Annotated in this window: 19 protein-coding genes; 13 read left to right on the top strand and 6 right to left on the bottom strand. The window is 44.9% G+C overall.

What is annotated here, in order from left to right; translation table 11 throughout:
* The first annotated feature begins 67 nt into the window (after positions 1 to 67).
* Positions 68 to 853, top strand: a complete 786-nt coding sequence (locus ABLT31_RS11120) for a sugar phosphate isomerase/epimerase family protein (RefSeq protein WP_367751584.1) — start codon at positions 68 to 70, stop codon at positions 851 to 853.
* The gene (locus ABLT31_RS11115; protein WP_367751583.1) at positions 840 to 1,211 is read left to right on the top strand and encodes a sensory rhodopsin transducer; all 372 of its coding nucleotides are present in this window, start codon (positions 840 to 842) and stop codon (positions 1,209 to 1,211) included. The genes ABLT31_RS11120 and ABLT31_RS11115 overlap by 14 nt, the downstream gene beginning before the upstream one ends.
* A gap of 188 nt (positions 1,212 to 1,399) precedes the next feature.
* On the opposite strand, the gene ABLT31_RS11110 is transcribed toward ABLT31_RS11115, so the two are convergent.
* Positions 1,400 to 2,272, bottom strand: a complete 873-nt coding sequence (locus tag ABLT31_RS11110; protein WP_367751582.1) for a transposase — start codon at positions 2,270 to 2,272, stop codon at positions 1,400 to 1,402.
* Positions 2,273 to 2,667: 395 nt separating this feature from the next.
* Here ABLT31_RS11110 and ABLT31_RS11105 point away from each other — a divergent pair, with 395 nt between their 5' ends.
* The 10 genes from ABLT31_RS11105 to ABLT31_RS11060 all read left to right on the top strand — a co-directional run bounded on the left by ABLT31_RS11105 (position 2,668) and on the right by ABLT31_RS11060 (position 18,846).
* Complete coding sequence (locus tag ABLT31_RS11105) at positions 2,668 to 4,704, top strand: beta-galactosidase (RefSeq protein WP_367751581.1); 2,037 nt, start codon at positions 2,668 to 2,670, stop codon at positions 4,702 to 4,704.
* Between the two features lie 31 nt (positions 4,705 to 4,735).
* Positions 4,736 to 5,662, top strand: a complete 927-nt coding sequence (locus ABLT31_RS11100; protein WP_367751580.1) for an alpha/beta hydrolase — start codon at positions 4,736 to 4,738, stop codon at positions 5,660 to 5,662.
* Between the two features lie 25 nt (positions 5,663 to 5,687).
* Complete coding sequence (kduD, locus tag ABLT31_RS11095; RefSeq protein ID WP_367751579.1) at positions 5,688 to 6,443, top strand: 2-dehydro-3-deoxy-D-gluconate 5-dehydrogenase KduD; 756 nt, start codon at positions 5,688 to 5,690, stop codon at positions 6,441 to 6,443.
* Between the two features lie 35 nt (positions 6,444 to 6,478).
* Entirely contained in the window at positions 6,479 to 9,049 is a 2,571-nt protein-coding gene (locus ABLT31_RS11090) for a rhamnogalacturonan lyase (RefSeq protein ID WP_367751578.1), read from the top strand.
* Positions 9,050 to 9,376: 327 nt separating this feature from the next.
* Positions 9,377 to 12,493, top strand: a complete 3,117-nt coding sequence (locus ABLT31_RS11085) for a rhamnogalacturonan lyase family protein (protein ID WP_367751577.1) — start codon at positions 9,377 to 9,379, stop codon at positions 12,491 to 12,493.
* 237 nt (positions 12,494 to 12,730) lie between these two features.
* Positions 12,731 to 12,961: a hypothetical protein gene (locus tag ABLT31_RS11080; protein WP_367751576.1), complete on the top strand. Its 231-nt coding sequence runs from the start codon at positions 12,731 to 12,733 to the stop codon at positions 12,959 to 12,961.
* Complete coding sequence (locus tag ABLT31_RS11075; RefSeq protein ID WP_367751575.1) at positions 12,939 to 15,008, top strand: bifunctional aldolase/short-chain dehydrogenase; 2,070 nt, start codon at positions 12,939 to 12,941, stop codon at positions 15,006 to 15,008. Before ABLT31_RS11080 ends, ABLT31_RS11075 begins: the two co-directional genes overlap by 23 nt.
* A 78-nt stretch (positions 15,009 to 15,086) precedes the next feature.
* A complete protein-coding gene (rhaA, locus tag ABLT31_RS11070; protein ID WP_367751574.1) occupies positions 15,087 to 16,370 on the top strand; it encodes an L-rhamnose isomerase in 1,284 nt (427 codons plus the stop codon).
* Positions 16,371 to 16,387: 17 nt separating this feature from the next.
* Positions 16,388 to 17,854, top strand: coding sequence for a rhamnulokinase (rhaB, locus tag ABLT31_RS11065; RefSeq protein ID WP_367751573.1), 1,467 nt, complete (start codon positions 16,388 to 16,390; stop codon positions 17,852 to 17,854).
* A 233-nt stretch (positions 17,855 to 18,087) separates the two neighbouring features.
* Positions 18,088 to 18,846: a DeoR/GlpR family DNA-binding transcription regulator gene (locus ABLT31_RS11060; protein WP_367751572.1), complete on the top strand. Its 759-nt coding sequence runs from the start codon at positions 18,088 to 18,090 to the stop codon at positions 18,844 to 18,846.
* A 100-nt stretch (positions 18,847 to 18,946) separates the two neighbouring features.
* Here ABLT31_RS11060 and ABLT31_RS11055 read toward each other — a convergent pair whose 3' ends face one another.
* The 5 genes from ABLT31_RS11055 to bglB all read right to left on the bottom strand — a co-directional run bounded on the left by ABLT31_RS11055 (position 18,947) and on the right by bglB (position 22,982).
* Complete coding sequence (locus ABLT31_RS11055; protein ID WP_367751571.1) at positions 18,947 to 20,245, bottom strand: TRAP transporter large permease; 1,299 nt, start codon at positions 20,243 to 20,245, stop codon at positions 18,947 to 18,949.
* A 24-nt stretch (positions 20,246 to 20,269) separates the two neighbouring features.
* On the bottom strand, positions 20,270 to 20,788 hold the full coding sequence (locus ABLT31_RS11050; protein ID WP_367751570.1) for a TRAP transporter small permease: 519 nt from the start codon (positions 20,786 to 20,788) through the stop codon (positions 20,270 to 20,272).
* A gap of 19 nt (positions 20,789 to 20,807) precedes the next feature.
* Entirely contained in the window at positions 20,808 to 21,593 is a 786-nt protein-coding gene (locus ABLT31_RS11045; protein WP_367751569.1) for a TRAP transporter substrate-binding protein, read from the bottom strand.
* The gene (locus ABLT31_RS11040) at positions 21,544 to 21,771 is read right to left on the bottom strand and encodes a hypothetical protein (RefSeq protein ID WP_367751568.1); all 228 of its coding nucleotides are present in this window, start codon (positions 21,769 to 21,771) and stop codon (positions 21,544 to 21,546) included. The genes ABLT31_RS11045 and ABLT31_RS11040 overlap by 50 nt, the downstream gene beginning before the upstream one ends.
* A 125-nt stretch (positions 21,772 to 21,896) precedes the next feature.
* A complete protein-coding gene (gene bglB / locus ABLT31_RS11035) occupies positions 21,897 to 22,982 on the bottom strand; it encodes a beta-galactosidase BglB (RefSeq protein ID WP_367751567.1) in 1,086 nt (361 codons plus the stop codon).
* A gap of 775 nt (positions 22,983 to 23,757) precedes the next feature.
* On the opposite strand from bglB, the gene ABLT31_RS11030 reads away from it, so the two are divergent.
* A complete protein-coding gene (locus tag ABLT31_RS11030) occupies positions 23,758 to 25,068 on the top strand; it encodes an ABC transporter substrate-binding protein (RefSeq protein WP_367751566.1) in 1,311 nt (436 codons plus the stop codon).
* Positions 25,069 to 25,098 lie beyond the last annotated feature (30 nt).

The following is a 25,098-nucleotide window of genomic DNA, read 5'->3' as shown; positions in this document are numbered from 1 at the left end:
TTGGCATCAGAGCGCATGACATGGACTACCGTCCTTTAGAGGAATTAGTGATAGAAATTGAAAAGGCTTGACATCCGTTCAGTTAGCATTAACTAAATCCTTTGAAGATATCAGTACCGATCTAGGAAGCTTATCTCCCGGATTGGCCCACCATATCGGCAGTGCATTCCGCAAGCATGATATACAGATTGCCGTGTTAGGCTGTTATATCAACATGATTCATCCGGACAAGGAGGAAAGAAGAAAGTCTTTGGATCGCTTCAAAGAGTATATTAGATATGCTCGCGATTTCGGCTGCGGCATTGTAGGAACCGAAACCGGCAATGTGAATGCAGAGATTTCATTTACGGTAGAAAATTTTAAAGAGCAACCATTCCAAGAAGTAGTGGAAAGCGTCCGTGAACTAGTGCAAGAAGCTGAAAAATTTGGCGTGATTGTCGGAGTTGAAGCAGGGGTTAACCATCCTATCTATTCTGCAAAAGTGATGAAAAGGCTTCTAGATAGTATAAATTCCAACAATCTTCAAGTCATTTTTGATCCGGTCAATTTATTGACCATTGAAAATTATAAAAATCAAGAAGAGATTATAGAAGAAGCGGTTGATTTATTAGGAGATCGAATCGTGATCTTGCATGCCAAAGATTTTATCTTAGAAGGAAATGAGCTGAAACCGGCAGCTGTTGGAAAAGGTTTACTAAACTATGACTTCCTGATGAAATTAATTAAGGCTAAAAAACCTTTCATAAATATTTTAATGGAAGATACAAAGGAGCCTTTTATAGAGGAAAGTATGGCTTTTTTAAAGGAGAAATATCATCAAGCTGAAAGGAGGGAGACGGGTGTCACAAGCTAAAGGCGAGAAGCTTTGGTTTATCCCGGACGGGTATATTCCTCCAACGAGTTCAGGTGATTTGGAAAGTCATGAGTCGATCTGTGTCCTGAACACAGGTTCCGAGGATGCCAAGCTGAAGGTGACCGTGTTCTTTGAGGATCGGGAGCCGATGGAAGACATTCTGTTAGTGGTACCCGGACGACGCACGAAACATATTCGTACCAGTTCTATCGCTAAGGACGGTACGGCGATTCCTGTGGGTGTTCCTTATGCGATGGAAGTGGAAAGCGATATGCCGGTGATTGTCCAGTACAGCCGTTTGGATGCGACTCAGGCGGAAAACGCACTCATGTCTACAATGGCTTATCCTATCAAATAAACATTTATTAAAGACCCGATGAAGGTAGGGGACCACCTCATGGGGTCATTCTTTTTTGCAGCTAAACCATCATCCGTATGAGCTATATCTATGTTCGGATTCTTGTAATCACTATCCCTTCTGATCAGACACGAGGTGTAAAGCTTTCTAGGTAAATGCAGCACAAAAAATTTTTAATAGATTCCTTCCTACCAGCGAGTCAAAGCGGCATACGTAATCCGCTGGCTGGACATACAGAGATTCGCCAGACTTTCGAAGATCGATGCTTTTTGTAATTTTCGATTTAAGCGATAGCAGAACTCGTTGAAATAGGCCTGCAAATAACGTGGACCTAATCCATGGAATGTTTGGTTGATCCATCGATTCGCATTGGCAAAGTGAGGGAATAACTTTTTGGCTTTTTGAGAGATATATCGTCCGAGGGTGAATTTTACCTTAGTGGAGCCTGATTGGACATATTGTTTGACAAACTCATCACGTCCAACGCGGTGAATATACCTCTTCTTTAGTTGTTTTGCCGGAAGGAGTTTCATTTTAATATAGACAGGTTCTTCCCGATCATTCAAGGTGGCTCCCACGAGGAGGGGGTGTTCTTGGGGATGTTTGTTCCACGTGGAATTATAAGGTTTTCCGTAACAGGCATCGTTCACGTGAACAAGCCCAGATAAAAGGATCGAAGCATCGGCATCGCTCATGGCATGGCGAATTTTGTGCAGCATTAGCCAGGCTGTCTTATAAGTCACGTTAATGATCTTGCTCAGCTTGAGGGCACTTATCCCGCACAAATCATGAGAAACAAGAAATAGTGCGGTTAGCCACTTTCGCAGGGCTGTCCGGCTGCCCTCCATGACGGTTCCGACGGTTAGGGAGGTTTGATGACGACATTGGGTACATTCGTAGATCGGGAGTCGTCGAGTAGACGTCTTATAAGCTTGGTGATGGCTGCAACGGGGACAGACGAAACCATGTGGCCACTTCACCTGGAATAAGTAATTTGCACAATCCTCTTCCGTAGGAAACCGGGAAAGAAACTCGTCTAAAGTCAAGTTATGCTCGCTCAAAGAAAGCCCCCCTTTTTCAATAGAAGATTATAATTCCATTATACCAAACATATGTTCTAAATTGAATCTTGGAATGGGATTTCAGTTCTATTTCTCCGTTCGTCTGGCATTGCTCTCCAATCTTAATGTCTAATAGGGATGGACCAAATAAACAAGGTTATGTCTGACGGGAAGGGATAGTAAACACAAGAATCCAAATGGGGTATAGGGGTGTGCAAAGGATATTGTATTAGGGAACATAGCTGCATCTGATAGACCGAATCATTCCCCAAATATTTTGCCTCTAATTTTTAAACAGAAATATCGGAAAATTAGCCTCCAATTTCCTGTTCCCTTTTTTATAATGACCTTGCAGGGTATGGAATTCTTACATTTTTAAAAATGGAGGTAAACGTGTGATTCACGCCAAACTGCCTAAGGTCTTTTACGGTGGAGACTATAACCCCGATCAGTGGTCAAAAGAGATATGGGATGAAGATATGAGGCTATTTAAACTGGCTCATATTGATGTAGCGACTGTAGGTGTTTTTTCTTGGGCACGCTTACAACCGGATGAGAGCCATTACGATTTTACCTGGTTGGATCAGATACTAGATAAGATGGCGGAAAACGGGGTATATGCCTGTTTAGCCACGGGTACGGCTGCTGTGCCTGCGTGGATGGCTAAACGTTATCCCGATGTATTGAGGGTTACCTTTGACGGTATGAAAAGAAAATTTGGCTTTCGGCATAATTTTTGCCCGAACAGCCCTACGTATCGCAGATATTCCGCATTAATGGCGCGAAAGCTTGCTGAACGCTACCAGGACCACCCCGCCTTGCTGGTATGGCATGTGAATAACGAATACGGCGGCCACTGTTATTGCGATAACTGTGAGATCGGCTTCCGAGTGTGGCTGAAAAAGCGCTACGGGACCTTGGATGCATTAAACCGGGCATGGAATACGAGCTTCTGGGGCCATACGTTTTATGATTGGGATGAAATCGTGCTTCCTAACCGCTTGTCGGAGCATCGGGAAGAAGATGGAGCCACAGTATTTCAGGGCATTACGCTAGACTACTACCGATTTAATTCGGATTCCTTGCTGGAATGCTATCAAGCAGAATATCAAGTACTGAAAGAGATCACTCCTGACATCATGGTCACGACCAACCTGATGGGCACTTTTAAAGATCTGGATTATTTTAAATGGGCAAAGCAAATGGATATTGTATCGTGGGATAACTATCCGGCTTTTGATACCCCGGTGAGCTTGACAGCTATGAGGCATGACTTGATGCGGGGGCTGAAGCAGGGAGCTCCGTTCATGCTAATGGAGCAGACCCCCAGCCAGCAAAACTGGCAGCCTTACAACAGCCTGAAAAGGCCGGGCGTTATGAGGTTATGGAGCTACCAGGCCGTGGCTAGAGGAGCCGATACGGTGATGTTTTTTCAACTGAGACGATCCGCCGGGGCCTGTGAAAAATATCATGGAGCAGTCATCGAACATGCGGGGCATGAACATACCAGGGTGTTCCGGGAATGTTCCGCGCTGGGGAGAGAACTCCAAGACCTCGGGGATAGGATTTTAGACTCGAGAATCGAATCGAAGGCGGCTATCTTATTTGACTGGGAGAACTGGTGGGCGATTGAAATGTCTACCGGTCCGAGTGCGGATCTGAAGTACGTGGAAGAAGTTTGGAAATATTACGATGCACTGTATACGCAAAATATCCAGGTCGATCTGATCAGTGTAGATACCCCCCTTGATTCCTATGATCTCGTGATAGCTCCGGTGCTCTATATGGTCAAATCCGGCGTTGCCGATCGCATAAAAGACTTTGTAAAAAGGGGCGGATCCTTTCTCACCACCTTCTTTAGCGGAATCGTCAATGAACATGATTTAGTCACACTTGGCGGATACCCTGGCGAACTTCGAGAATTATTGGGCATTTGGGCGGAGGAAATCGATGCTCTTTTCCCTGATATGTCGAATCAAATCGTGATGACAGAAAGAATCGGATCCCTTCAAGGAACTTACCAATGCAACTTGCTATGTGATCTCATTCACTCAGAAGGAGCCGATGTGATCGCGGAATATGGGTCGGACTTTTATCAAGGCATGCCGGTGCTGACGAGGAACCGATATGGAAAAGGAGAGGCCTGGTATGTGGCATCCAGTCCGGAAAGAAGCTTCTTGATTGATCTGCTTGGAGAGTTGTGCCGCCAAAAAGGGATTGAACCCGTGCTTCAGGCGGCAGAAGGGGTGGAAGCTACCCGGCGTACCAAGGACGGAAAGACCTATACCTTTGTTTTAAATCACAACGACTCTAATGAAAAAATTCAACTAGGCACCGGCTCCTTCAGAAATTTGCTCGATGGAAAATTCTATCAGCAAGAAACGCTATTGCTGGGAAAAGGTGTGTTGATTTTGGAATGCTTAGCAACATAAAAGACTATTTGCCCAGATAGGAGGTATAGATATGCCGTTACACCCTTTGGCGAAAAGATACTTAGATGCGGCTCCCAAGTCGATTACAGAGGCTCCCGTGTCCAAATTGAGGAATTTGGAAAAGATCGGGCTGCCTCCGGAGAGTGACCGACCTGCCGTAGGTTCCATTGAAGATCGCATGATTTCCGGACCCGGCGGCGAAATTCCCATTCGCATCTACACGCCGGAAGGAGATGGCCCTTTCCCCCTGTTGGTTTTCTTCCATGGGGGAGGATTTGTGAGGGGAAGCATTGAAACGCATGATGTTTCTTGCCGTAATCTAGTACGCGCTTCCGGCTGGAAAGTCATCTCGGTAGGCTACCGTCTGGCACCTGAGCATCCATTCCCGGCTGGTCTGGAAGATTGTTATGCAGGATTGCAGTGGACGGTTCAGCATGTGGACGAACTTCAAGGCGATGCGGAACAAATCGCAGTCGGAGGAGATAGTGCGGGAGGCAACCTGGCTGCTGCCGTAGCGATCATGGCACGCGACCGGGGTGGACCCTCCATTGCCAAACAAGTATTGATGTATCCCGTTACGGACTACCATCGCCATGGGATCCAGTCTCCCTATCCTTCGTATCAGGAGAAAGGGACTGGCTATGGCCTCACAAGCAAGGGAATGGGCCTTTATTGGCAGTATTACCTGAAACAGCAAGAAGAAGGCGACAACCCTTATGCTTCTCCGATGAAATCGGCGAATCTAATGGGATTGCCCCCGGCCGTGGTGGTTACAGCAGAGTATGATCCCCTCTGCGATGAAGGGGAGAGGTATGCTGAAAGACTTCGAGAAGCAGGGGTTGCCGTGGTAAGCCGCCGCTTTAATGGCATGATTCATGGATTTTTAAATTGGTTGGAAGATATGGAAGAAAAAACGGATGCATACAAGCTGATAGGATCTTTTCTTCAAGATCGATAGAGACATTAAAGGAGTGTGTAGACAGATGTATCATTTATTTTCCCTGGAGGGGAAGACGGCGCTAGTGACTGGAGCAAGAACGGGGATCGGCCAAGCGATTGCTGTTGCTTTGGCGAAATCGGGTGCAGACTTAATCCTCCTCGGGCATCAAAATAACATGCAAGAGACAGAAGCGATGGTCAAAGAATTTGGACGGAACGCTCAGACGATTCTGATGGATTTGTCCAAGACGGATGGCCTTGAGGAGAAAGCCGGGGAGCTAGCTTCCCGATTTCCAATCGATATCCTCGTGAATAATGCAGGCATCATTCGAAGGGAGCCAGCTATCCAGCATTCGCTTGAGGATTGGAAAGCCGTGATCGATACTAACTTGAATGCCCTGTTCATCCTCACACAGCAGATTGCGCGGCCGATGCTGGAGAGGAGAAGCGGAAAAATCATCAATATCGCTTCTTTATTATCTTTCCAAGGCGGGATTAACGTTCCCGGCTATACCTCCGCCAAGCATGCGGTAACCGGCCTTACCAAGGCTCTTGCCAATGAATGGGCAGCCCAAGGGATTCAAGTCAACGCCATTGCTCCAGGGTACATCGCAACCAATAATACGGAGGCATTGAGACACGATCCAGATCGTAGCACATCGATACTATCCCGTATCCCCGCAGGGCGATGGGGCAATCCGGAGGACTTGGCCGGCGCTGCGGTATTTTTAGCTTCGCCCGCATCCGATTATGTGAATGGTCACGTGCTCGTTGTAGATGGCGGTTGGATGGCAAGATAATAGTAGATTACTAGATTTAAGGAAGGTGACTCGACATGAATTTGAAAAAAGCTAGACTTGCGAAAAACGTGCTTACAAACTCTTTAGCTCTATCCTTAGCTTTTACAGGTGTGGCCAGCGCATTAGGGGCTGAAGTGCAGACAAGCATTCCGACTGTTCAAGGGAAATCCGTCCAGTTAGAATACCTGGATAGAGGCCTGGTTGCGGCTTCTACGCCAGAAGGGGTATTTCTTAGCTGGAGGCTCTTGGCTAATGAAGTGAAAGGGTATTCCGACACAGGTTTGACTGGTGCAAACTTCAATGTATATCGTGATGGTACAAAGATCGCGACGGTTGAAGACAGCACAAACTATGAGGATAAAGAAGGAACAGCTAGTTCCAAGTATTATATTTCTGCAGTTATTAACGGAAAAGAAGTAGACCAAAGTTCAGAGATTACCCCTTGGGAAAATTCGTACTATAATTTGCCGCTCAAAAAACCGGCAGACGGTGTAACGCCTACTGGCGAAACGTATACCTACGCTGCTAATGACATGAGCGTTGGGGATGTCGACGGTGACGGTCAGTATGAATACATTGTGAAATGGGATCCTTCCAATTCTAAAGACGTATCCATAAAAGGATATACCGGAAATGTTTTTATTGACTGCTATAAGTTTGATGGAACGCAGCTGTACAGAATTGACCTAGGCGTGAATATCCGGGCGGGCGCTCACTATACCCAGTTCCTGGTTAATGATTTCGACGGCGACGGAAAGTCCGAAATGATGTTTAAAACAGCTCCAGGGACAAAGATCATAAAGTTTGATAAGGAAGGCAATATTGCCTCCGAAAAGTATATCACGATGCCTCAGGAAGATATAAATGCCGGCTACAGCAACCTGGATGACTACCGCATGAGTGCGGAGGATTATCGTGAACACGTGGTAAACATGTTTATGGGCTGGGATAAGCATGAAGAGGTGGTAAAGGGAAATTGGCCGAAAAGCCTCGAGGAATGCTTCGGGATTGAAAAGAAATATGACTATCCGCTATCCAGGGCAGATGCTGAAGCCTTAGCTGACTACTTCCTTGATGTGTACGCTCCAAGCAGAAGCACCCGCAACGAACTCAGAAAGTTTGAAGGCTTTATTGTAGATGGACCGGAATATTTAACTGTCTTTAACGGGGCAACGGGTGATGAACTGGAAACCATTCATTATAAAACCGGGCGCCATGACGATGGTCTGATGTGGGGAGATTATGCTTTGCCTAGAATTGAGCCAGCCAATCGGGTGGACCGTTTCCTTGCCGGCGTCGGCTATCTTGACGGTGAAAAGCCGTATGCCGTATTTGCCCGCGGTTATTATACCCGAACCACCCTCGTTTCTTATAGCTGGGATGGCCAGCACTTGAAGGAACATTGGTATGCGGACAGCGGCTGGACTCCGATGAGCAATCCTTTTAACGATAATCCTCATTATACACCGGGAGCGAATGGCGAACTCGGAGCCTTGACAAACCAAGGTGCCCATTACCTCACTATGGCAGACGTAGACGGTGACGGCAAACATGAAATCGTGTATGGAGGCGCAACCGTCGATCATGATGGTACCTTATTGTATAGCTCAAAAGGTATTTTGCCTGAACAAAGTGCAGCCCCTGGAAAAGAAGCTAAACTGGGTCACGGTGACGCCATCCATGTGACGGATATTGATCCGGACAGACCTGGGCAAGAGATCTACATGGTCCATGAGAATGCATCCATGGCTCCATACGGCTATGCCTTGCGGGACGGCAAAACCGGGGAAATCATCTATGGCGGCTATACAGGTAAAGATACAGGTCGCGGTATGGTAGGAGATATTGATCCTTCTTCGAGAGGCTTGGAAACGTGGGCTAATACGGGCGTTGGATTGTGGACGGCTGCCGGAGAAAAATTAGGTATTCAAACACCTGGCACAAACATGAATATTAAGTGGTCTGCCGATATGACAACACAGATTGTGGACGGTGCGCAAGAAAAAACGCCGACCATCGAGGATTGGAAGAAGGGCCGATTGCTTACGGCTGCCGATACCCGAACAAATAACGGCACAAAGGGAAATCCCTCCTTGGTCGCTGATGTATTTGGGGACTGGAGGGAAGAACTGCTGGTTAGAACAACGGACAGCTCGGCTATTCGTATCTATTTAAGCACGGAAAAAACAAACCGCAAATTGTATACGTTAATGCATGATGCTCAATACAGATCAGGTATCGCAACTCAAAATAGCGCTTACAACCAGCCTTCCTACCCAAGCTTCTATTTTGCATCTGATACCGATTGGGCGAACGTCCCGGTTCCGAACTACTCCATTTCAGGGGTTCTATCCGTTATGGAGAAACAGATGGAAGAATACGAGGCGAACGGTGAGTTAACCGGCCCGATCGTTGCTCAGTTAACGAATACTCTTAAGCAAGCTGAACATCACTTCGAACAAGAATCAACAAAGGATGCCATCAGGTTTATGGAAAAGTACGTATCCCAGCTTAATCAGAAAACGAAAGAAGACAATCTTTCCGATCGGGCTGAAAAGAACCTGTCTTATCACGCTAATCTATTGATTGAGATGTGGGGAAGATAGGCAGCTTTTATATAAAGGTGAAGTTGGATGGAAATACTCTTGTCGTACAAAACGCTTCCAAGGTGACACGTCTTCCAGGACATCGGAAGCTGTACAGAAAGTATCAGATGTTTAACAGAACACCACGTATGTCAGTGTTTTTTACTGACTTGCGTGGTGTTTTAGTATAGATAAAAATTGAACACTGTTTTTTGAACAGATGAGACTGAATTTTTGAATGAATTATAAAAATTAATTTCTTATAATAAAAAGCGTTGGTGGACACTGCCCCCATGATTTATGGCAGGAGAACTTTCCATAAAAAATAGGAATGAAGGAGACAAAAGAATGGCCAGGAAACGATTAAGGCAATTACCTCTAGCGATGAGTTTAATGGTAACGTTTTCAATGTTTTCGGGCATTAGCGCCATAGAACCAGGACAGACTGCAGCAGAGGAAACAGCTCAAACGGAGCAACAAACACCAACCGAGCCGCTATCTTTGGCAGTATCGGCAAGTAAAGAATGGAAATTCGACTTTGGTTCGGCTGACAGTCCTGTGGCGGCAGGATATACTCGGGTCGATAATACGATGATTTATGATAGCGCAAGGGGATATGGGCTGGATAAAGTAACAACCTTCCGTGACCGAGGAACTCCGGATGAAATACGAAGAGATTTTGTGAACGGCAATTACTCGTTCTTAGTGGATGTACCGAATGGAGACTACTATGTGAAAATTATTGCTGGTGATACTATAGCAGCCAATACAACCAATGTCTCCATCGAAGGAGCCTCGCAAGGATCAGTTTCTTCGAGCAGCGGGAATTTTTCTGAATTAACTAAGGTCATTACAGTAACGGATGGGCAGTTGAACTTTGCATTCAGCAAAGATGGCCGGGTGAATGCGATTGAAATTGTGCCGGTTTCAGCTCCGACTGGGTTATCTTTACAAGAAATGACGCTTACCCCAAAACCATCCGTGAGCTTTAGCTGGGAAGGAGTGGAAGGAGCTGAAAGCTATAATGTCTATAGAATAGGCGAAGGGGAGAGCGATCCAATTAAAATAGGAAGCTCAACCACGCCTAATTATACCGATGAAACGGCAGAGCTTGGCTCTACCTACCATTATACAGTTACCCAGGTGAAAGCAGCAGGCGTAGAATCGCCGAAGAGTATTTCCCTGTCGGTTACGGTAGCCGATCCATCCGTAGCGGTTCCTGCTGCGCCTTCTAATCTGACACTTAAAAGCGCTTCCGAAAACTCCATTACATTGACCTGGGAACCGGTGGATGATGATGTGAAGTATTACATTTACAAGGCAGTTTCAGAGGGTGGGCCGTATACACGAGTTGGTATTGCAGAAAATGCGGAGTTTACGGATGATACGGTGTCCACTACCCAAGCTTATTATTATAAAGTTGTGGCTCTTAATCTGGGTGGATTCTCCCAAGAGTCTGACGTATTGAAAACGCCGATCAGCAAAGTCTTGTTGAGGCAGATGGAGAAACTGAATCGCGGTTTGGTAGCTGTGAAGGCGGAGGATGTCATTTACGTTGGATGGCGGATGCTAGGTACGGATCCGGAGAGTGTTTCTTTCAATCTTTACCGCGAAGGGGAAAAGATCAATGTCACCCCGATCACGGGAAGCACAAACTACCTGGATAAGGAAGGAACCCCTGGGTCTACTTATGAAGTCCGCACTGTTCTCAATGGACGGGAGCAACCGGATTCCAGCACGGCAAAGGTTTGGAATAAGAACCATCTTGACATTCCGCTGCAAAAACCGGAAGGAGGTATAACTCCGGACGGTGTTTCCTATACGTACAACGCCAATGATGCAAGTGTCGGGGATCTGGATGGGGACGGTGAGTATGAAATTATAGTCAAATGGGATCCATCCAACTCAAAGGATAATTCAAGAGCAGGTTACACGGGGAATGTGTTTATTGACGCTTATAAATTGGATGGCACCCGCCTGTGGAGGATTGATCTCGGAAAGAACATCCGCGCCGGTGCACACTATACGCAAATGATGGTCTATGATTTGGACGGTAACGGAAAAGCGGAAGTGGCTATGAAAACAGCAGACGGAACTGTCGATGGATTAGGCACGGTCATCGGCGATGCGAATGCCGATCATCGGAACTCTAGCGGGTATATTTTGAGCGGGCCGGAGTATCTCACCATATTCGATGGTTTGAGCGGCAAAGCTCTCACGACCACCGATTACGAGCCGCCTAGAGGAAACGTTTCTAGTTGGGGAGATGGCTATGGCAACCGTGTGGACCGTTTCCTGGCTGGTATCGCTTATCTTGATGGAGAGAAGCCGAGTCTGATCATGGCGCGCGGTTACTATACAAGATCTGTATTGACTGCCTATAACTGGAGAGATGGCAAGCTCGACAAAGTATGGACCTTTGACAGCAATGATCCTAGCAATTCTGGCTATGCGGGACAAGGCAATCATAATTTGAGTGTGGCTGACGTGGATGGCGACGGAAAAGATGAAATCACTTACGGAGCGATGGCTGTCGATGATGACGGAACAGGGCTGTATACCACAGGTTTAGGACATGGAGATGCCATGCATTTGAGTGACTTGGATCCGGATAGACCGGGGATGGAGGTATTCCAAGTGCATGAAGACAAAAATGCGAAGTATGGAATAGAATTCCGTGATGCTGATACCGGGGAGACCATCTGGGGAGTTCATACAGGCCAGGATACAGGAAGAGGATTGGCTGCCGATATTGAGCCTAATTACAAAGGGGCAGAGGTTTGGGCGATTGATGGTGCATGGAATAGTCCAACAGGAGGATTATTTACGGCCAAAGGCGAGAAAATCTCCACGAACATACCGCCAGCCAACTTTGCGATTTGGTGGGATGGGGATCTCCAGCGTGAACTTCTCGATCATGATTTCACAGATCCGAACGGAGTCGGGAAGATCGACAAGTGGGATTATGTGAATCAAAAGACAGTCAATTTGTTAACGGCTGAGGGAACCTTCTCCAATAATTCCACGAAAGGTAATCCTGCCCTGCAGGCCGATATATTAGGCGACTGGAGAGAAGAGGCGATCTGGAGAACGGAAGATAGCAGTTCACTGCGAATCTTTACAACAACGGACGTAACCGATCACCGGATTCATACGCTGATGCATGATCCGGTTTATAGACAAGGAATTGCATGGCAAAATGTCGGCTATAATCAACCTCCTCACACCAGTTTTTATCTGGGGCATGGAATGACCAATCCGCCAGCACCAAATATTTATACTTCCAAAGTGGTTGCGGCTAGTGTAGACGTGAATCCGAATACATTGAATTTAAAAGCGGAAGGCGGCAAGAATTCCATGACTGCCTTTATTGAGTTGCCGCAGGAGGGCGGTACATCTCAAGTGAGTAAAGCTTCTGTCATACGCCAACGGAAAGAGCTATTTCGCTGGATTCTCTCCACTTGAGGTTCAAGAATACGGCAAGGCGTTGGTGGTCAAATTTGACAGACAGCAAGTCATTGATGCATTAGGCGAGCACAATGGACAGATTGAGATCAACATTACCGGATATCTCCAGGACGGGACAAGTTTTAGTGGAAAGGACACTCTGAAGGTCATCCAGTAATAACGTGCGGGAAACAGTGCATGCTGTTTCCCAATTTATTTAACCGGATAATTAAACGGGAAAAGTCGGTTATTTGCATGTACGCCAAAATCGCAAAGGGAGATAATGACGAAAAAGGTCTATTAGGAAAAGGGAAGAGAAGTTGTCTCCTTCGCCGATTTATTATTGAAAGATTTCTGTTTTTATTTTTATTTTTCTTCTATTCAAAAATAAACAACCATGTTAAAATAAAAATAATAAATAAACAAACGAAATACCAACAAAATAAAAATGGAGGTCACAATCATGGTACCAACTTTATGGGATAAATCCAAAGCATCGGAACTAAAGGCAGGGGTAGAAGAACTTGTCTATCGTTCCAATATCATAGGAACTGATCGCCGGGTGTGCAACTGGGGCGGCGGAAATACTTCGATGAAAACGATTGTCAAAGATTTTCGTGGGCGCGATGTGGAAGTGATGTATGTAAAAGGGAGCGGTTCAGACCTTGCAACGATGAAAGCGGGCAATTTCACAGGTCTTCGTATGGAAGATATCCGTCCTTTATTTGAAAGAGAAGATATGTCCGATGAGGAAATGGTCGCTTACCTGGCACACTGCATGATTGACAACAAGCATCCAAGAGCCTCCATTGAAACGCTGCTTCATGGTTTCCTTCCATTCAAGCATGTCGATCACACCCACCCGGATGCCATCATCAGCCTTTGCTGTGCGGATAACGGGAAAGAAATCGCTCGTGAGATTTTCGGAAACCGTTTTGTTTGGGTGCCATATGTGAGACCAGGCTTCAAGCTTTCCAAAATGATCGCAGAAGGCGTCTTAGCTAATCCACAAGCGGAGCTTGTCCTCATGGAAAAGCATGGTCTAGTCACTTGGGGGGAGACCTCAGGGGAATGCTACGCAAAAACCATTGCGATCATCAATGAAGCAGCATCCTACATTGAAGCGAGAGAAAATCAGGATAAGGTGTTTGGCGGCGTGAAATACGAAGCGCTTCCGGCAGAAGTGCGCAGAAGCATCGCTGCCCAAGTGATGCCGACCGTGCGTGGGGCCGTAAGCGACGAGAAGAAAATGATGCTTTCGTTCGATGATGAAGACGATGTCCTGCAGTTCGTGGGTGGCCAAGATTCCGCTGAGCTTTCTCAAGTGGGGGCTGCTTGCCCAGACCATCTGGTTCATACCAAAATGGTTCCGCTCTTTATCAACTGGACACCGAATGCAGACGATGTAGAAGGTCTGAAGGTAAAGCTTAAAGAAGGCATTGCCGCTTATAAAGAGCAATACCAAGAATACTTCGCTCGCAACCACAACGACGGCGATGTGATGTTTGAAGCCGCTCCCCGCGTGATCCTGATTCCGGGTGTCGGTATGATCAATACCGGAAAGAGCTGGGTGATGGCCAAAGTAAGCGGAGCTCTTTACCACCGTGCGATCGCGGTGATGAAAGGATCCACAGCATTGGGACGCTTCGTATCACTAAGCGAGAACGAATCGTATAACGTAGAATATTGGCCGCTTGAGCTTTACAAATTAACCCTTGCGCCGGCAGAAGCTGAATTCTCGCGCAAAGTGGCTTTCATTACAGGGGGGGCCGGTGGAATCGGCAGTGAGACGGCAAGACGTCTGGTTTCCGAAGGCGCACACGTCGTGCTGGCGGACCTGAATTTGGAAGGCTCGCAAAAGGTTGCTGAAGAGATTAATGAGAAGTACGGAGAAAACCGGGCTATTGCGGTTAAAATGGATGTAACCAGTGAAGAAGCGGTTCAAGCAGCCTTCGCTGAAACAGCCCTTACGTATGGAGGGGTGGATATCATTGTCAATAATGCTGGACTGGCTACCTCCAGCCCATTCGATGAAACGAGTCTGAAAGAATGGAATTTAAATATGAACGTGTTGGGTACCGGATATTTCTTGGTGGCCCGTGAAGCTTTTAAGCAAATGAAGGTGCAGGGAATCGGCGGCAACATGGTGTTTGTCGGATCCAAGAATTCGGTTTATGCAGGCAAAAACGCGTCAGCCTATAGTGCAGCAAAAGCAATGGAAGCGCATCTAGCCCGCTGTATCGCAGCTGAAGGCGGAGAATTCGGCATTCGCGTGAACACGATTCTTCCAGACGCGATTCTGCAGGGTTCTGCAATTTGGAATTCCGGCTGGCGCAATGAGCGAGCGGCTGCTTATGGCATCGAGCCTGACCAATTGGAGGAATATTACCGCAAGCGTACGACTTTGCTCGTGAATATTTATCCCAAGGATATTGCGGAAGGGATTGCCTTTTTCGCTTCTTCCAAATCGGAAAAAACGACCGGCTGCATGCTAACCATTGATGGCGGTGTTCCAGCAGCCTTCACACGATAAAGCTCTGAAGTGACCTGGTGCAGGCGGGGGGACCGCCTCGCCGGGTCATTCTCTAATACTACTCAGGAGGGAAAGCGAATGCAGCAGAACCTGGAAAGAAATTATGAAGAGGCAAAGAAACAGTATCAAAAACACGGAATCGACGTGGATCAAGTTCTTAAGAATCTTGAAAACGTTAAAATTTCCATGCATTGCTGGCAGGGAGACGATGTGAGAGGCTTCCTTTTCCGCGATCAGGAATTGACTGGAGGGATCTCAGTAACGGGTAGTTTTCCCGGAGCGGCACGAACTCCAGAGGAATTGCGTCAGGACATGGAGAAGGCGTTTTCCTTGATCCCCGGAAAACATAAAGTCAATCTTCATGCCATCTATGCGGATACGGATGAAAAAGTAGACTTGGACCAGCTGGAGCCGAAGCATTTTCAAAAATGGGTGGATTGGGCCAAAGAACAAGGTTTAGGCTTAGATTTCAACCCCACTTGCTTCTCCCATGAAAAGTCTAAAGATGGGTTTACCTTAAGCCACCCGGACCCATCGATTCGCCAGTTTTGGATTGAACACTGCAAGGCATCGCGAAAAATTGGGGCTTACTTCGGAGAACAGCTGGGCCAAACGTGCGTAACCAATGTATGGATTCCCGATGGCTTTAAGGATATCCCGGTGGACCGCATGGCGCCGAGACAACGCTTGAAGGAGTCGCTGGATCAGATTTTTGCTGAAGAGTTAAACCCGCAATACAACTTGGATGCTGTGGAAAGCAAGCTGTTTGGTATTGGTTCAGAAGCTTATGTCGTGGGTTCCCATGAATTTTATATGGGATACGGGATCCAAAATAATAAATTGATCTGCTTGGATGCCGGTCACTTCCATCCGACTGAAGTCATCTCCAATAAGTTATCTTCTCTTGCCCTATTTAGTGAAGGCATTCTGTTGCATGTCAGCCGCCCGATGCGTTGGGATAGCGACCATGTTGTCATTATGGATGATGAATTAATCGAAATCGGCCGAGAATTGGTACGCAATGACTTGCTAGGCAAAACCCATATCGGGCTGGATTTCTTTGATGCAAGCATCAACCGGGTTGCTGCTTGGGTCATCGGAACGCGCAATACCATTAAAGCGATTTTGCGCGCCATGCTGGAACCGGTTGAAACCCTCAAAAAAGCAGAGCTGGAAGGCGACTATACCACCCGCCTAGCCTTAACGGAAGAGTTTAAGTCTTATCCATTTGGAGCGGTATGGGATTACTACTGTGCCAAGATGGGTGTTCCTGTCCGCGAAGAGTGGCTGGCAGAGATAAAAGCCTATGAAAAGGAAATATTGTTGAAACGCCATGCAAATGAAACGGTTTTACATTATTAAAAAGGCGGTGCAAGCGGGTGAGCATTCTAGCGTTTGATCTAGGGGCAAGCAGCGGCAGAGTCATACTCGGCCGCCTGATTGACCGCAGGATGGAAGTGGAGGAAATCCACCGTTTTTCGAATGATCCTGTGCAGGTGGGTGACCGCCTGCATTGGGACATTCTGCGATTGTTTCACGAAATCAAGCAAGGCCTGCTCAAAGTGAAGCATCAAGGGGTATCTCCCCAGAGTCTTGCGATCGATTCCTGGGCCGTCGATTTCGGTTTGATCGGAAAAAATGGTGAGCTTCTCGGCAATCCCTATCACTATAGAGATCCTCATACGGATGGAGTCATGGAACAGCTTTTTGCTGAAATCCCGAAGTCTGAGATTTTTGATCGGACGGGTATACAGTTTCTTTCGTTTAATACGATTTTTCAGCTGTATGCGCTAAAGAAGAGCGATTCGCCCTTGCTTCGGGAAGCAGACAGCTTTCTGATGATTCCTGATCTTCTGCGCTATTTCTTGACGGGTGAAATGGCCAATGAATTTTCGAATGCGACAACGACCCAATTGTTTAATCCTACTTTAGGCAAGTGGGATGTGCAATTAATCCGCCAATTAGGTATTCCCGATTCGTGGTTTGGTCCAATCGTGCATCCGGGCGCAAGTGTAGGGAAATTGCGCACTTCCATTGGTTCGGAGCTTGGCGTTGGAGAAATTCCTGTGTATGCTGTGGCAGAACATGATACGGGTTCAGCGGTAGCCGCTGTTCCTGCCTTGGAGCGACCCTTTGCTTACTTGAGCTGCGGTACCTGGTCACTGATGGGAACGGAAGTGCAGCAGCCGGTGATAAATGAGTTGGCGTTAGAACTCAATTTTACGAACGAAGGCGGAGTCGGGGAAACCTACCGGCTTCTCAAAAATATTATGGGTCTGTGGATCTTGCAGGAAAGCAGACGGGAGTGGGAAAGAGAAGGGATGAACTATTCATTCCCGGAATTGGTGAAAATGGCGGAACAGGCACCGGCCTTCGCGGCTATGATCGATCCGGATGATCCCCGTTTTCTGCACCCGGGCGACATGCCTTCGCGCATCCGGCAGTACTGCAGGCAAACTGGGCAACCGGTACCGGAGGGACGAGGCGCCATCGTTCGCTGCATCTTAGAAAGCCTGGCTTTGAAATACCGTTATGTCTTGGGGCTTACGGAACGGCTATCTGGCCAGCGTTTTAACGGATTGCATATGGTCGGAGGGGGCATCCACAATACGCTCCTCTGTCAGTGGACGGCAAACGCTATCGGAAAACCCGTATGGGCAGGTCCGGCAGAAGCAAGCGCCATCGGAAATTTGGCCGTTCAATGGCTGGCGCAAGGAGAGTTCTCTGACATCTGGGAAGCGCGACGGGTCATTCGGGAGTCGTTCCCTGTCTCCATGTATGATCCCGAACAGCGGGATGAATGGGAGAATGCATATGGTCGGTTCCTGAAGATGACGGGACTATAGTCTGTGGCCAAATCCTTTTGGGGTTTGGCCCTTCTTTTGAGGTCAAGGAAATCCAACCTGGTTGTCGGGGTGTACGGGCCGTTAAGGCATTCTATATCATCGTGTAACAATGAGTGCTATAATATAAAAACAAAAACAAACAAAAATCCTTTTCTGCAAGCGGAAGGTGTTATGGATCATAATCATCCCTTGATTGAGAGTTCTTTCATCATGTTTGGGAAGGAGGTGTCAATATGCTAGTTGCGGAACGCTATGAAAAAATTGTTCAACTGGTTAATGAAAGAGGGAGCATTAGGGTAACCGAATTAAGCCAGTTGTGTAATGTCACGGAGGAAACGATCCGACGCGATTTGGATCGTCTGGAGCAGGCTGGACGATTGCGCCGTTCACACGGTGGAGCAGTGAGCATTAAGGACCAGCAAACGGAAATTCCGTACTTTGAAAGGGAAACGTCACATGCGGAAGAAAAAAAGCGAATTGCGCTGGAAGCCATTGAACGAATTCAACCGAATGAACGGATCGTTCTGGACGCCAGTACTACAGCTTGGTATATGGCTTCGTATTTACCCGATATTCCATTAACTGTGCTGACCAATTCAATTAAAGTGGCCACGGAATTAAGCAGTAAGGAAAAGATTGAGGTCATTTCTACAGGGGGCTTGCTGGCCCAGAAGTCACTGTCATTTGTGGGTCCATTGGCGGAACGGTCATTAGACTCTTACCATGTGAATAAAGTCTTCTTATCTTGTAAAGGGGTTCATCTTCGGCGGGGGATCAGCGAATCCAATGAGCTTCAAGCGAGGGTGAAGCAAAAAATGATAGATATGGCCGATCAGGTCATCTTGCTTGCCGATTCAAGCAAGTTCGGAGTACAGGCCTTGACGAGAGTAGCAGATTTAAACCAAGTAGATGCTATCATCACGGATCGAAACATCGCAAAGGAAACGTTGGATCAACTCAAAGAACTGGCAATATCCCTTACGACGGTATAAGATTTAGGCCTGTGCCGATCAAGCTCATCTAGCGAGCACCTATAAAAAGAAAGCCTCCTTTCTCAAAAAGTGAAGAGGCTTTTTTTGGCATTAGATTATTTTAAAGTCCTAGCAAGTTTGGTAAAAATAAACTGATTTGCGGTACATAGGTTACTATTAATAATAAGATAAGTATGGCTGCGTAAAAAGGGAGGAGCGGCTTCAGGACTTCTTCGACCTTCACTTTAGCTACACTTGCTCCCACAAATAGCCCGGTCCCTACAGGCGGAGTGATGGTACCTACACACAAATTCAGGATGAAAAACATAGCAAAGTGAACTGGATCAACGCCAATCCCTTGGGCAATTGGTAAAAATATAGGTGTAAAGATTAATATGGCAGGCGCAACATCCATAAAGCATCCAATAAGTAACAACACTATATTCATAACTAATAAAATGATGATTGGATTATCCGAAACACTTAAAACCAAACTGCTGATAGCAGCAGGCAGTCCGGTAAATGCCATGGCAAATGACATCAAGGATGAAGCGGCAATGAGCAACATAATGATTCCCGTCATTTCAACAGCTTGAATAACCACATTTGGAAGTTGCTTAATAGTAAGTGTCTTATAATAAACGAGTGCTAAGAATAAGGAATAAACGACACATATTGCTGACGCTTCTATCGCTGTGAAAGCACCCGTAAGGATTCCGCCAATGATAATAAAAATCAACAGCAGACTGGGCATGGCATCAATAATTATTTTTTTGAAATTTTTATTTATATCTTTAGCTGCAATAGGGTATTTTCTCTTTTTGGCTATTACATACGAGACGATCATGATAGCGAGCGCCCATAAAATTCCGATTACATACCCTCCCATAAATAAAGCGGCAATAGAAGTACCTCCGCTTATTAGGGAATAGATAATAAATGCGGTACTTGGGGGAATGACCATCCCAGTTGGAGCTGAAGCAATATTCACTGCCGCAGCGAATTTTCGATCGTAACCCTCTTTTTCCTGAAGTGGAACCATTACCCCGCCAATAGCTGTAGAAGCAGCAATCGCAGAGCTGGAAATGGAGCCAAAAAGCGCATTTCCCATGATATTTGTGTGTGCCAATGAACCAGGGATTCTACCTGTTAATAGTTTAGCAAAGTCAACAAGCTTGACTGCAATTCCTCCGTTGTTCATGATGATTCCGGATAATATGAAAAATGGTACCGCTATCAATGAAAAGCTATCTATGCTTGCTACCATTTTTTGCGCTGATGTGAAAACCGATATATCCAAAGGCAATACCAATAATACTGTTGATAAGGAAGCTACTGCTATGCTGATAGCAATGGGTATCCCAACTCCCAATAGACCGGCGAATACTAAAAATAACGTTAAACTGGCTTGTAATACCACGCTATTTCACCTTCTTTGTCTTATTTAACTTATTTTTTTCTTGCTTAAAAAAACGTCTTCTTGAGTTAAACTACCTTTTTTCTCACCGAATAACTCTAGTAGATTTGAGAAACTGTAAAACAATATAAATATTCCCGAAATCGGCAATGATAAATACACTAGGCCCATCGGCACTTGGAGTGAAGGCGATATCTGAGCCATGGTAAGAGAAACAGCTTTTCCTCCCCCAAACAACATGATGACGGCTGCAAATACTAGAAAACTTGCTTGAATGACTATATCGATTACTAGTTTATTCTTATTTACTAATCGGTCTCTAAGAAGAGTGAATGCAATATGACTCTTTTTCCCTACAACATATGCCGCTGATAACATGGAAAGCCAAATCAAGCTAAATCTAAGGAACTCTTCCAAAAGGGTACTAGGGCTATTTAAAATATACCGACTAATAACTTGCCAGGTTGTAATCGCAATCATGGCAAGAAATAATGTTCCAGTAATAAGTTCAAGAGTTTTATCCACATATTTTTTAAATTTTGGCATTATTCGAAACTCCTATCACTTAGTTTTTACTTAAATCCCGAATAGCTTTATAGATTTCGCTGAATGGTTTACTGTTTTTAAACTCATCATGAAGCGGCTGTACTGCTTCTTGGAATGGCTTTTTGTCTACATCATTAAATATAACTTCATGTTTTTTTATAGCTTCTTCTTTTTCCTTTTCAACAGCTGCTTTCCATACTAATTTCTCAAATTCGGTTGATTCTTTTGCAGCTTCATAGACGGCTTGTCTCTGTTCTTCTGTTAATCGATTTAATGTTTCTTTGTTTATAATAACGATATCAGGTACTCTTGTATGTTCATCATAGGAGTAGTACTTCGTAATGTCACCATGTCCTGCGGTTACCAACACAAACTCATTATTTTCCGCTCCGTCAATAATTCCTTGTTGCAAGGAAGTATAAACTTCGTTACTGCCCATAGGTGTAGGTGAACCGCCTAATAATTGAATCATTTTTATAGCTGTTTCACTTTGCATAACTCTGATTTTTTTCCCTTTTAAATCTTCTGGCGTTTTCACAGGACCATGAGTCATGTAAAAACTTCTCTGCCCGGAATCATAATAGGTCAATCCGATAAACCCTAAATCCTCCGTAGATTGGTAAATGGGATCCATAATCAACCTATTTTCCATAACTGTGTAAAAATGTTCTTCACTATCGAATAGATAGGGGATTCCAAAAATGGAATATTTCTTTGAGAAAGCTTCAAGTGCAGAACCGCTTACTTTTGTTATATCAACTGCCCCGGTCTGCGTTAACTCGATACTCAACAACAACTTCGCCATTTGTTTTTTCTGAAAGCAATTCCCCGAATTTGGACATTGCATCCTTAACCGGTTGGCTATTGCTAGCATAAGCAAATCGCAAAACTACTTGGCTTTCCGCGTGAGATGGATTACTGCAACCAGACAACACAATAAGTGATAACAATCCTGCAAGTAACAGAATGATGTTCTTTTTCATTACAGTTCCTCCTGAATAAAGGACATATATTGCGCAAAGCAAAACGAGTGGTCCTTCGGGTAAAGATCCTGTATACCTGAAGGACGAACTCCGTCTTTTGTTTTTTCAACTATTTAAAAAGCCTATTAAATTTTGATATACAAATATTCTACTAATGAAAGAATAGCCATGGATTGTCCATAAGGCATAACAGTAACAGGAATTTCTTTATAAAAGTCAAGTGTTTCTCCCATTGCTGTTCCAGCAGATACATTCTGCAGTTCGCCTTTATCATTGATATTTTCAATAACTGCTTGTACCGCATTCAAACCCATTTTTAAATATTTTTTATCCACATAACGTTTACGAACGGCTTTTAATGCTCCAAATGCGAAACCTGCGGTACATGATGCTTCTACATAGGATGTGGGATCTAATAACAAGGTATGCCATAAACCGTTTTCATTCTGGCATTTTTCTAACGCTTCCAATTGCCTTTCTAGCGTATCCATTAGAATTTGAGAAACAGCATCATTAGCTGGTAGGTTTACTAAATCTAAAAATTCAGGAATGGCAATTGTGACCCAGGAGTTTCCGCGTCCCCATAATGCTTCTGCAAAGTTGTGGTTGCCATCGAAATTCCAGCCGTGGAACCATAATCCAGTTTTCTTGTCAAATAAATATTTAATGTGCACTAAAAATTGCTTTTTAGCCTCCTCAATGTATTCCGGTTTGTTTAGTAACAGACCAATCTTAGCCAACGGCAGAACACTCATCATTAAGGTGTCGTCCCACAATTGTTCGTAGTTTTCTGAACCGAATACAATATGTTGGATTCCGCCATCTTTTGTTCTGGTCATATCATGGTAAAGCCAATCCCCCCATGTTTCTATATAAGGCAAATAGGTTGGATTTTTTGTCTCTTCATATAAGTATGATAGCGTCAACATTTGAACCATTGTATTCACATTTTTCTCAACAGGAGGTTGTGCTAATTGGTTATCGAACCATTTAATAATAAGATTTAATACTTTTTCTTTCTTAGTTAGCTTGTAGTATTTCATCATCCCATAAAGACCGACTCCGGATGTCCATTCCCAATAATTAAAGCTTTTATTGTCAATTTTGCGTCCATCCGCAAGAGGAATCGCATATTTGCCTTCAGGGTCATTCAAGTTTACTAAGTTTTCAATTAACAACTCAATCTTTTGTTCAATTTCTTGTTTATTCATTTTAAACACCTTCCTTTTGACATGATTTACAAAAAACAATCGAAAACAAAAAATAAGTAGGAAAACAAATATTTTAGTATGTTATAAGATTAAATATGTGTAATCGCAACAATACCTATATATTGCAATAAAATCTGTCATTGATAAAGCAGAAAAACAGACAAATTAAGCAAAAAAACAGACTGTTAAATTACCGTTTGTACATTTTTATTTCCGTTTACGTTTATTTATCTGTTGGAATTTAATGGATATTATATATAATGGGTATTGTTTCTATGTTTGCGTTTAAGAATTAAAAATGTATGAACGCCGTATGGAAGTATACCTATGCTTTGATATGGACGTCAGAACGTATGGAAGGCAGGAATTTCCCTATACAACAATGCTTACAGCAAAGAGATTGAATTTACTAAATTGATTACATTGGTTAAATTCTTTAAACAAAAGTGTTGACTATAGGGATGGAATTTCGTAGAATGAAAACGTAAACAGGAAAACGTTTACCCCAACGAGGAGATATTACATGACAAATCAATTTACCAACACTTACTTATTAAAAGTTGTATTAAGTATTATTTTTTTAAGATAGTAGGAAAACGTTTACCCATAACAAGAACAACCTAAAATCATCTTTATTCACAAGGACAATCGCCATTAAGCGATGCCTATAAATTCAGTCCAAAGTTTTGGCGGGAGGGGGATTTCAGCCTTGGAATGATAAAAAAACTTCAAACTTGGACTTCATACTTAAAGGTAATGTAAAGGGGGATTCACGATGAAATTGAGAAAAAGTTTATCCGCTGTATTATCTTCCGTATTATTAGCCGGTACGCTTGTCGGATGCGGAGGAGCAAAGGACTCATCCGGTTCCACAGGAAATTCCCAAGGAGGGAATGGCGATTCCGAGAAAATCGAGATTGTGTTCTCACATGGTAAAGATGCTACCGGAGTTCCGGCCCAATTAATTGAAGCCTTCCAAAAGAAGAATCCGAACATTACCGTAAAAGAGCTAGAGCAGCCAGCTAAAACGGATGCTCAGCATGATGATTACGTAACCAAGCTTTCTACGGGTGATGCGAGCATTGACGTATTTGCCGTCGATATCATCTGGCCGCCGGAATTTGGCGCCGCTGACTGGACATTGCCTTTGAACGATTATTTCACTCAAGAGGAATTGGACAAATTCCTGCCGGGTCCGGTAGAAGGGAATACCTATAACGGCAAGCTTTATAGTATCCCTTTCTATACGGATGCAGGGGTCTTATTCTACCGCAAGGACATTTTGGAGAAAGCCGGTGTCCAGCCTCCCAAAACCTTTGAAGAACTGGTGAAGCTATCCAAGGAACTGAAAGGCCAAGAAGGCACCGAGTACGGTTTTGTATTTCAAGGGAACCAGTATGAAGGATTGGTTTGCGGTGCGCTGGAGTACATGTGGGGGAACGGCGGTGACGTTCTGAATGACAAAGGGGAAGTCGTGATTGACTCCAAGAATAATGTGGAAGCGCTCCAATACATGACAGACTTGGTCAAATCGGACTTTGTGCCTAAAGGCGTAACCACTTACGTAGAAGAAGACGCGCGTACCCTGTTTACGGAAGGAAAAGTGGTATTTATGCGCAACTGGCCTTATGCCTGGGGCAAATCGCAAGAAGAAGGGTCGAAGGTGAAAGATAAAGTGGGAATCGTGCCCATGCCGGTCGGACCAAGCGGAACAGCGCCTGCGGCTGCCTTGGGCGGCTGGAACCTAGCGGTGAATAAGAACGTTAGTGATGAGAATAAAGAGGCTGCGGTGAAGTTTATCAAGTTCGTAACCAGCCCAGAAGGCCAAAAGATTCTAGCGATGGGCGGACGTCAGCCGATATTAAAAGAAACGTATAAGGATCAGGAAGTATTGGCCAAAAACCCGCACTTGGAATTGCTCTACGGAGCGTTTGTAAATGCCAAGCCGCGTCCGGTTTCTCCAATCTATCCGCAAATCTCGGATGTTATGCAAATTCAAATTCATAAAACGATTACAGGAGAAATCAAGGCTGAAGAAGCGGTAAAGAACATGCAAGAGGAGCTTTCCAAGTTAGTTAAACCCTAATCATGAGTGCACTGGGCATACATCAGGAGA

The organism is Ammoniphilus soli (assembly GCF_040813775.1).
Note: the sequence above shows the minus strand (reverse complement) of the source record. Positions and strands in the feature narration are given on the sequence as shown.

Coding starts and splice junctions, on each gene's coding strand:
- ABLT31_RS11040 (WP_367751568.1), bottom strand. CDS start 21,771: ATGAAAAAGAACATCATTCTGTTACTTGCAGGATTGTTATCACTTATT.
- ABLT31_RS11090 (WP_367751578.1), top strand. CDS start 6,479: ATGAATTTGAAAAAAGCTAGACTTGCGAAAAACGTGCTTACAAACTCT.
- ABLT31_RS11080 (WP_367751576.1), top strand. CDS start 12,731: ATGTACGCCAAAATCGCAAAGGGAGATAATGACGAAAAAGGTCTATTA.
- bglB (WP_367751567.1), bottom strand. CDS start 22,982: ATGAATAAACAAGAAATTGAACAAAAGATTGAGTTGTTAATTGAAAAC.
- ABLT31_RS11060 (WP_367751572.1), top strand. CDS start 18,088: ATGCTAGTTGCGGAACGCTATGAAAAAATTGTTCAACTGGTTAATGAA.
- rhaA (WP_367751574.1), top strand. CDS start 15,087: ATGCAGCAGAACCTGGAAAGAAATTATGAAGAGGCAAAGAAACAGTAT.
- ABLT31_RS11045 (WP_367751569.1), bottom strand. CDS start 21,593: ATGGCGAAGTTGTTGTTGAGTATCGAGTTAACGCAGACCGGGGCAGTT.
- kduD (WP_367751579.1), top strand. CDS start 5,688: ATGTATCATTTATTTTCCCTGGAGGGGAAGACGGCGCTAGTGACTGGA.
- ABLT31_RS11050 (WP_367751570.1), bottom strand. CDS start 20,788: ATGCCAAAATTTAAAAAATATGTGGATAAAACTCTTGAACTTATTACT.
- ABLT31_RS11085 (WP_367751577.1), top strand. CDS start 9,377: ATGGCCAGGAAACGATTAAGGCAATTACCTCTAGCGATGAGTTTAATG.
- ABLT31_RS11030 (WP_367751566.1), top strand. CDS start 23,758: ATGAAATTGAGAAAAAGTTTATCCGCTGTATTATCTTCCGTATTATTA.
- ABLT31_RS11100 (WP_367751580.1), top strand. CDS start 4,736: ATGCCGTTACACCCTTTGGCGAAAAGATACTTAGATGCGGCTCCCAAG.
- ABLT31_RS11075 (WP_367751575.1), top strand. CDS start 12,939: ATGGTACCAACTTTATGGGATAAATCCAAAGCATCGGAACTAAAGGCA.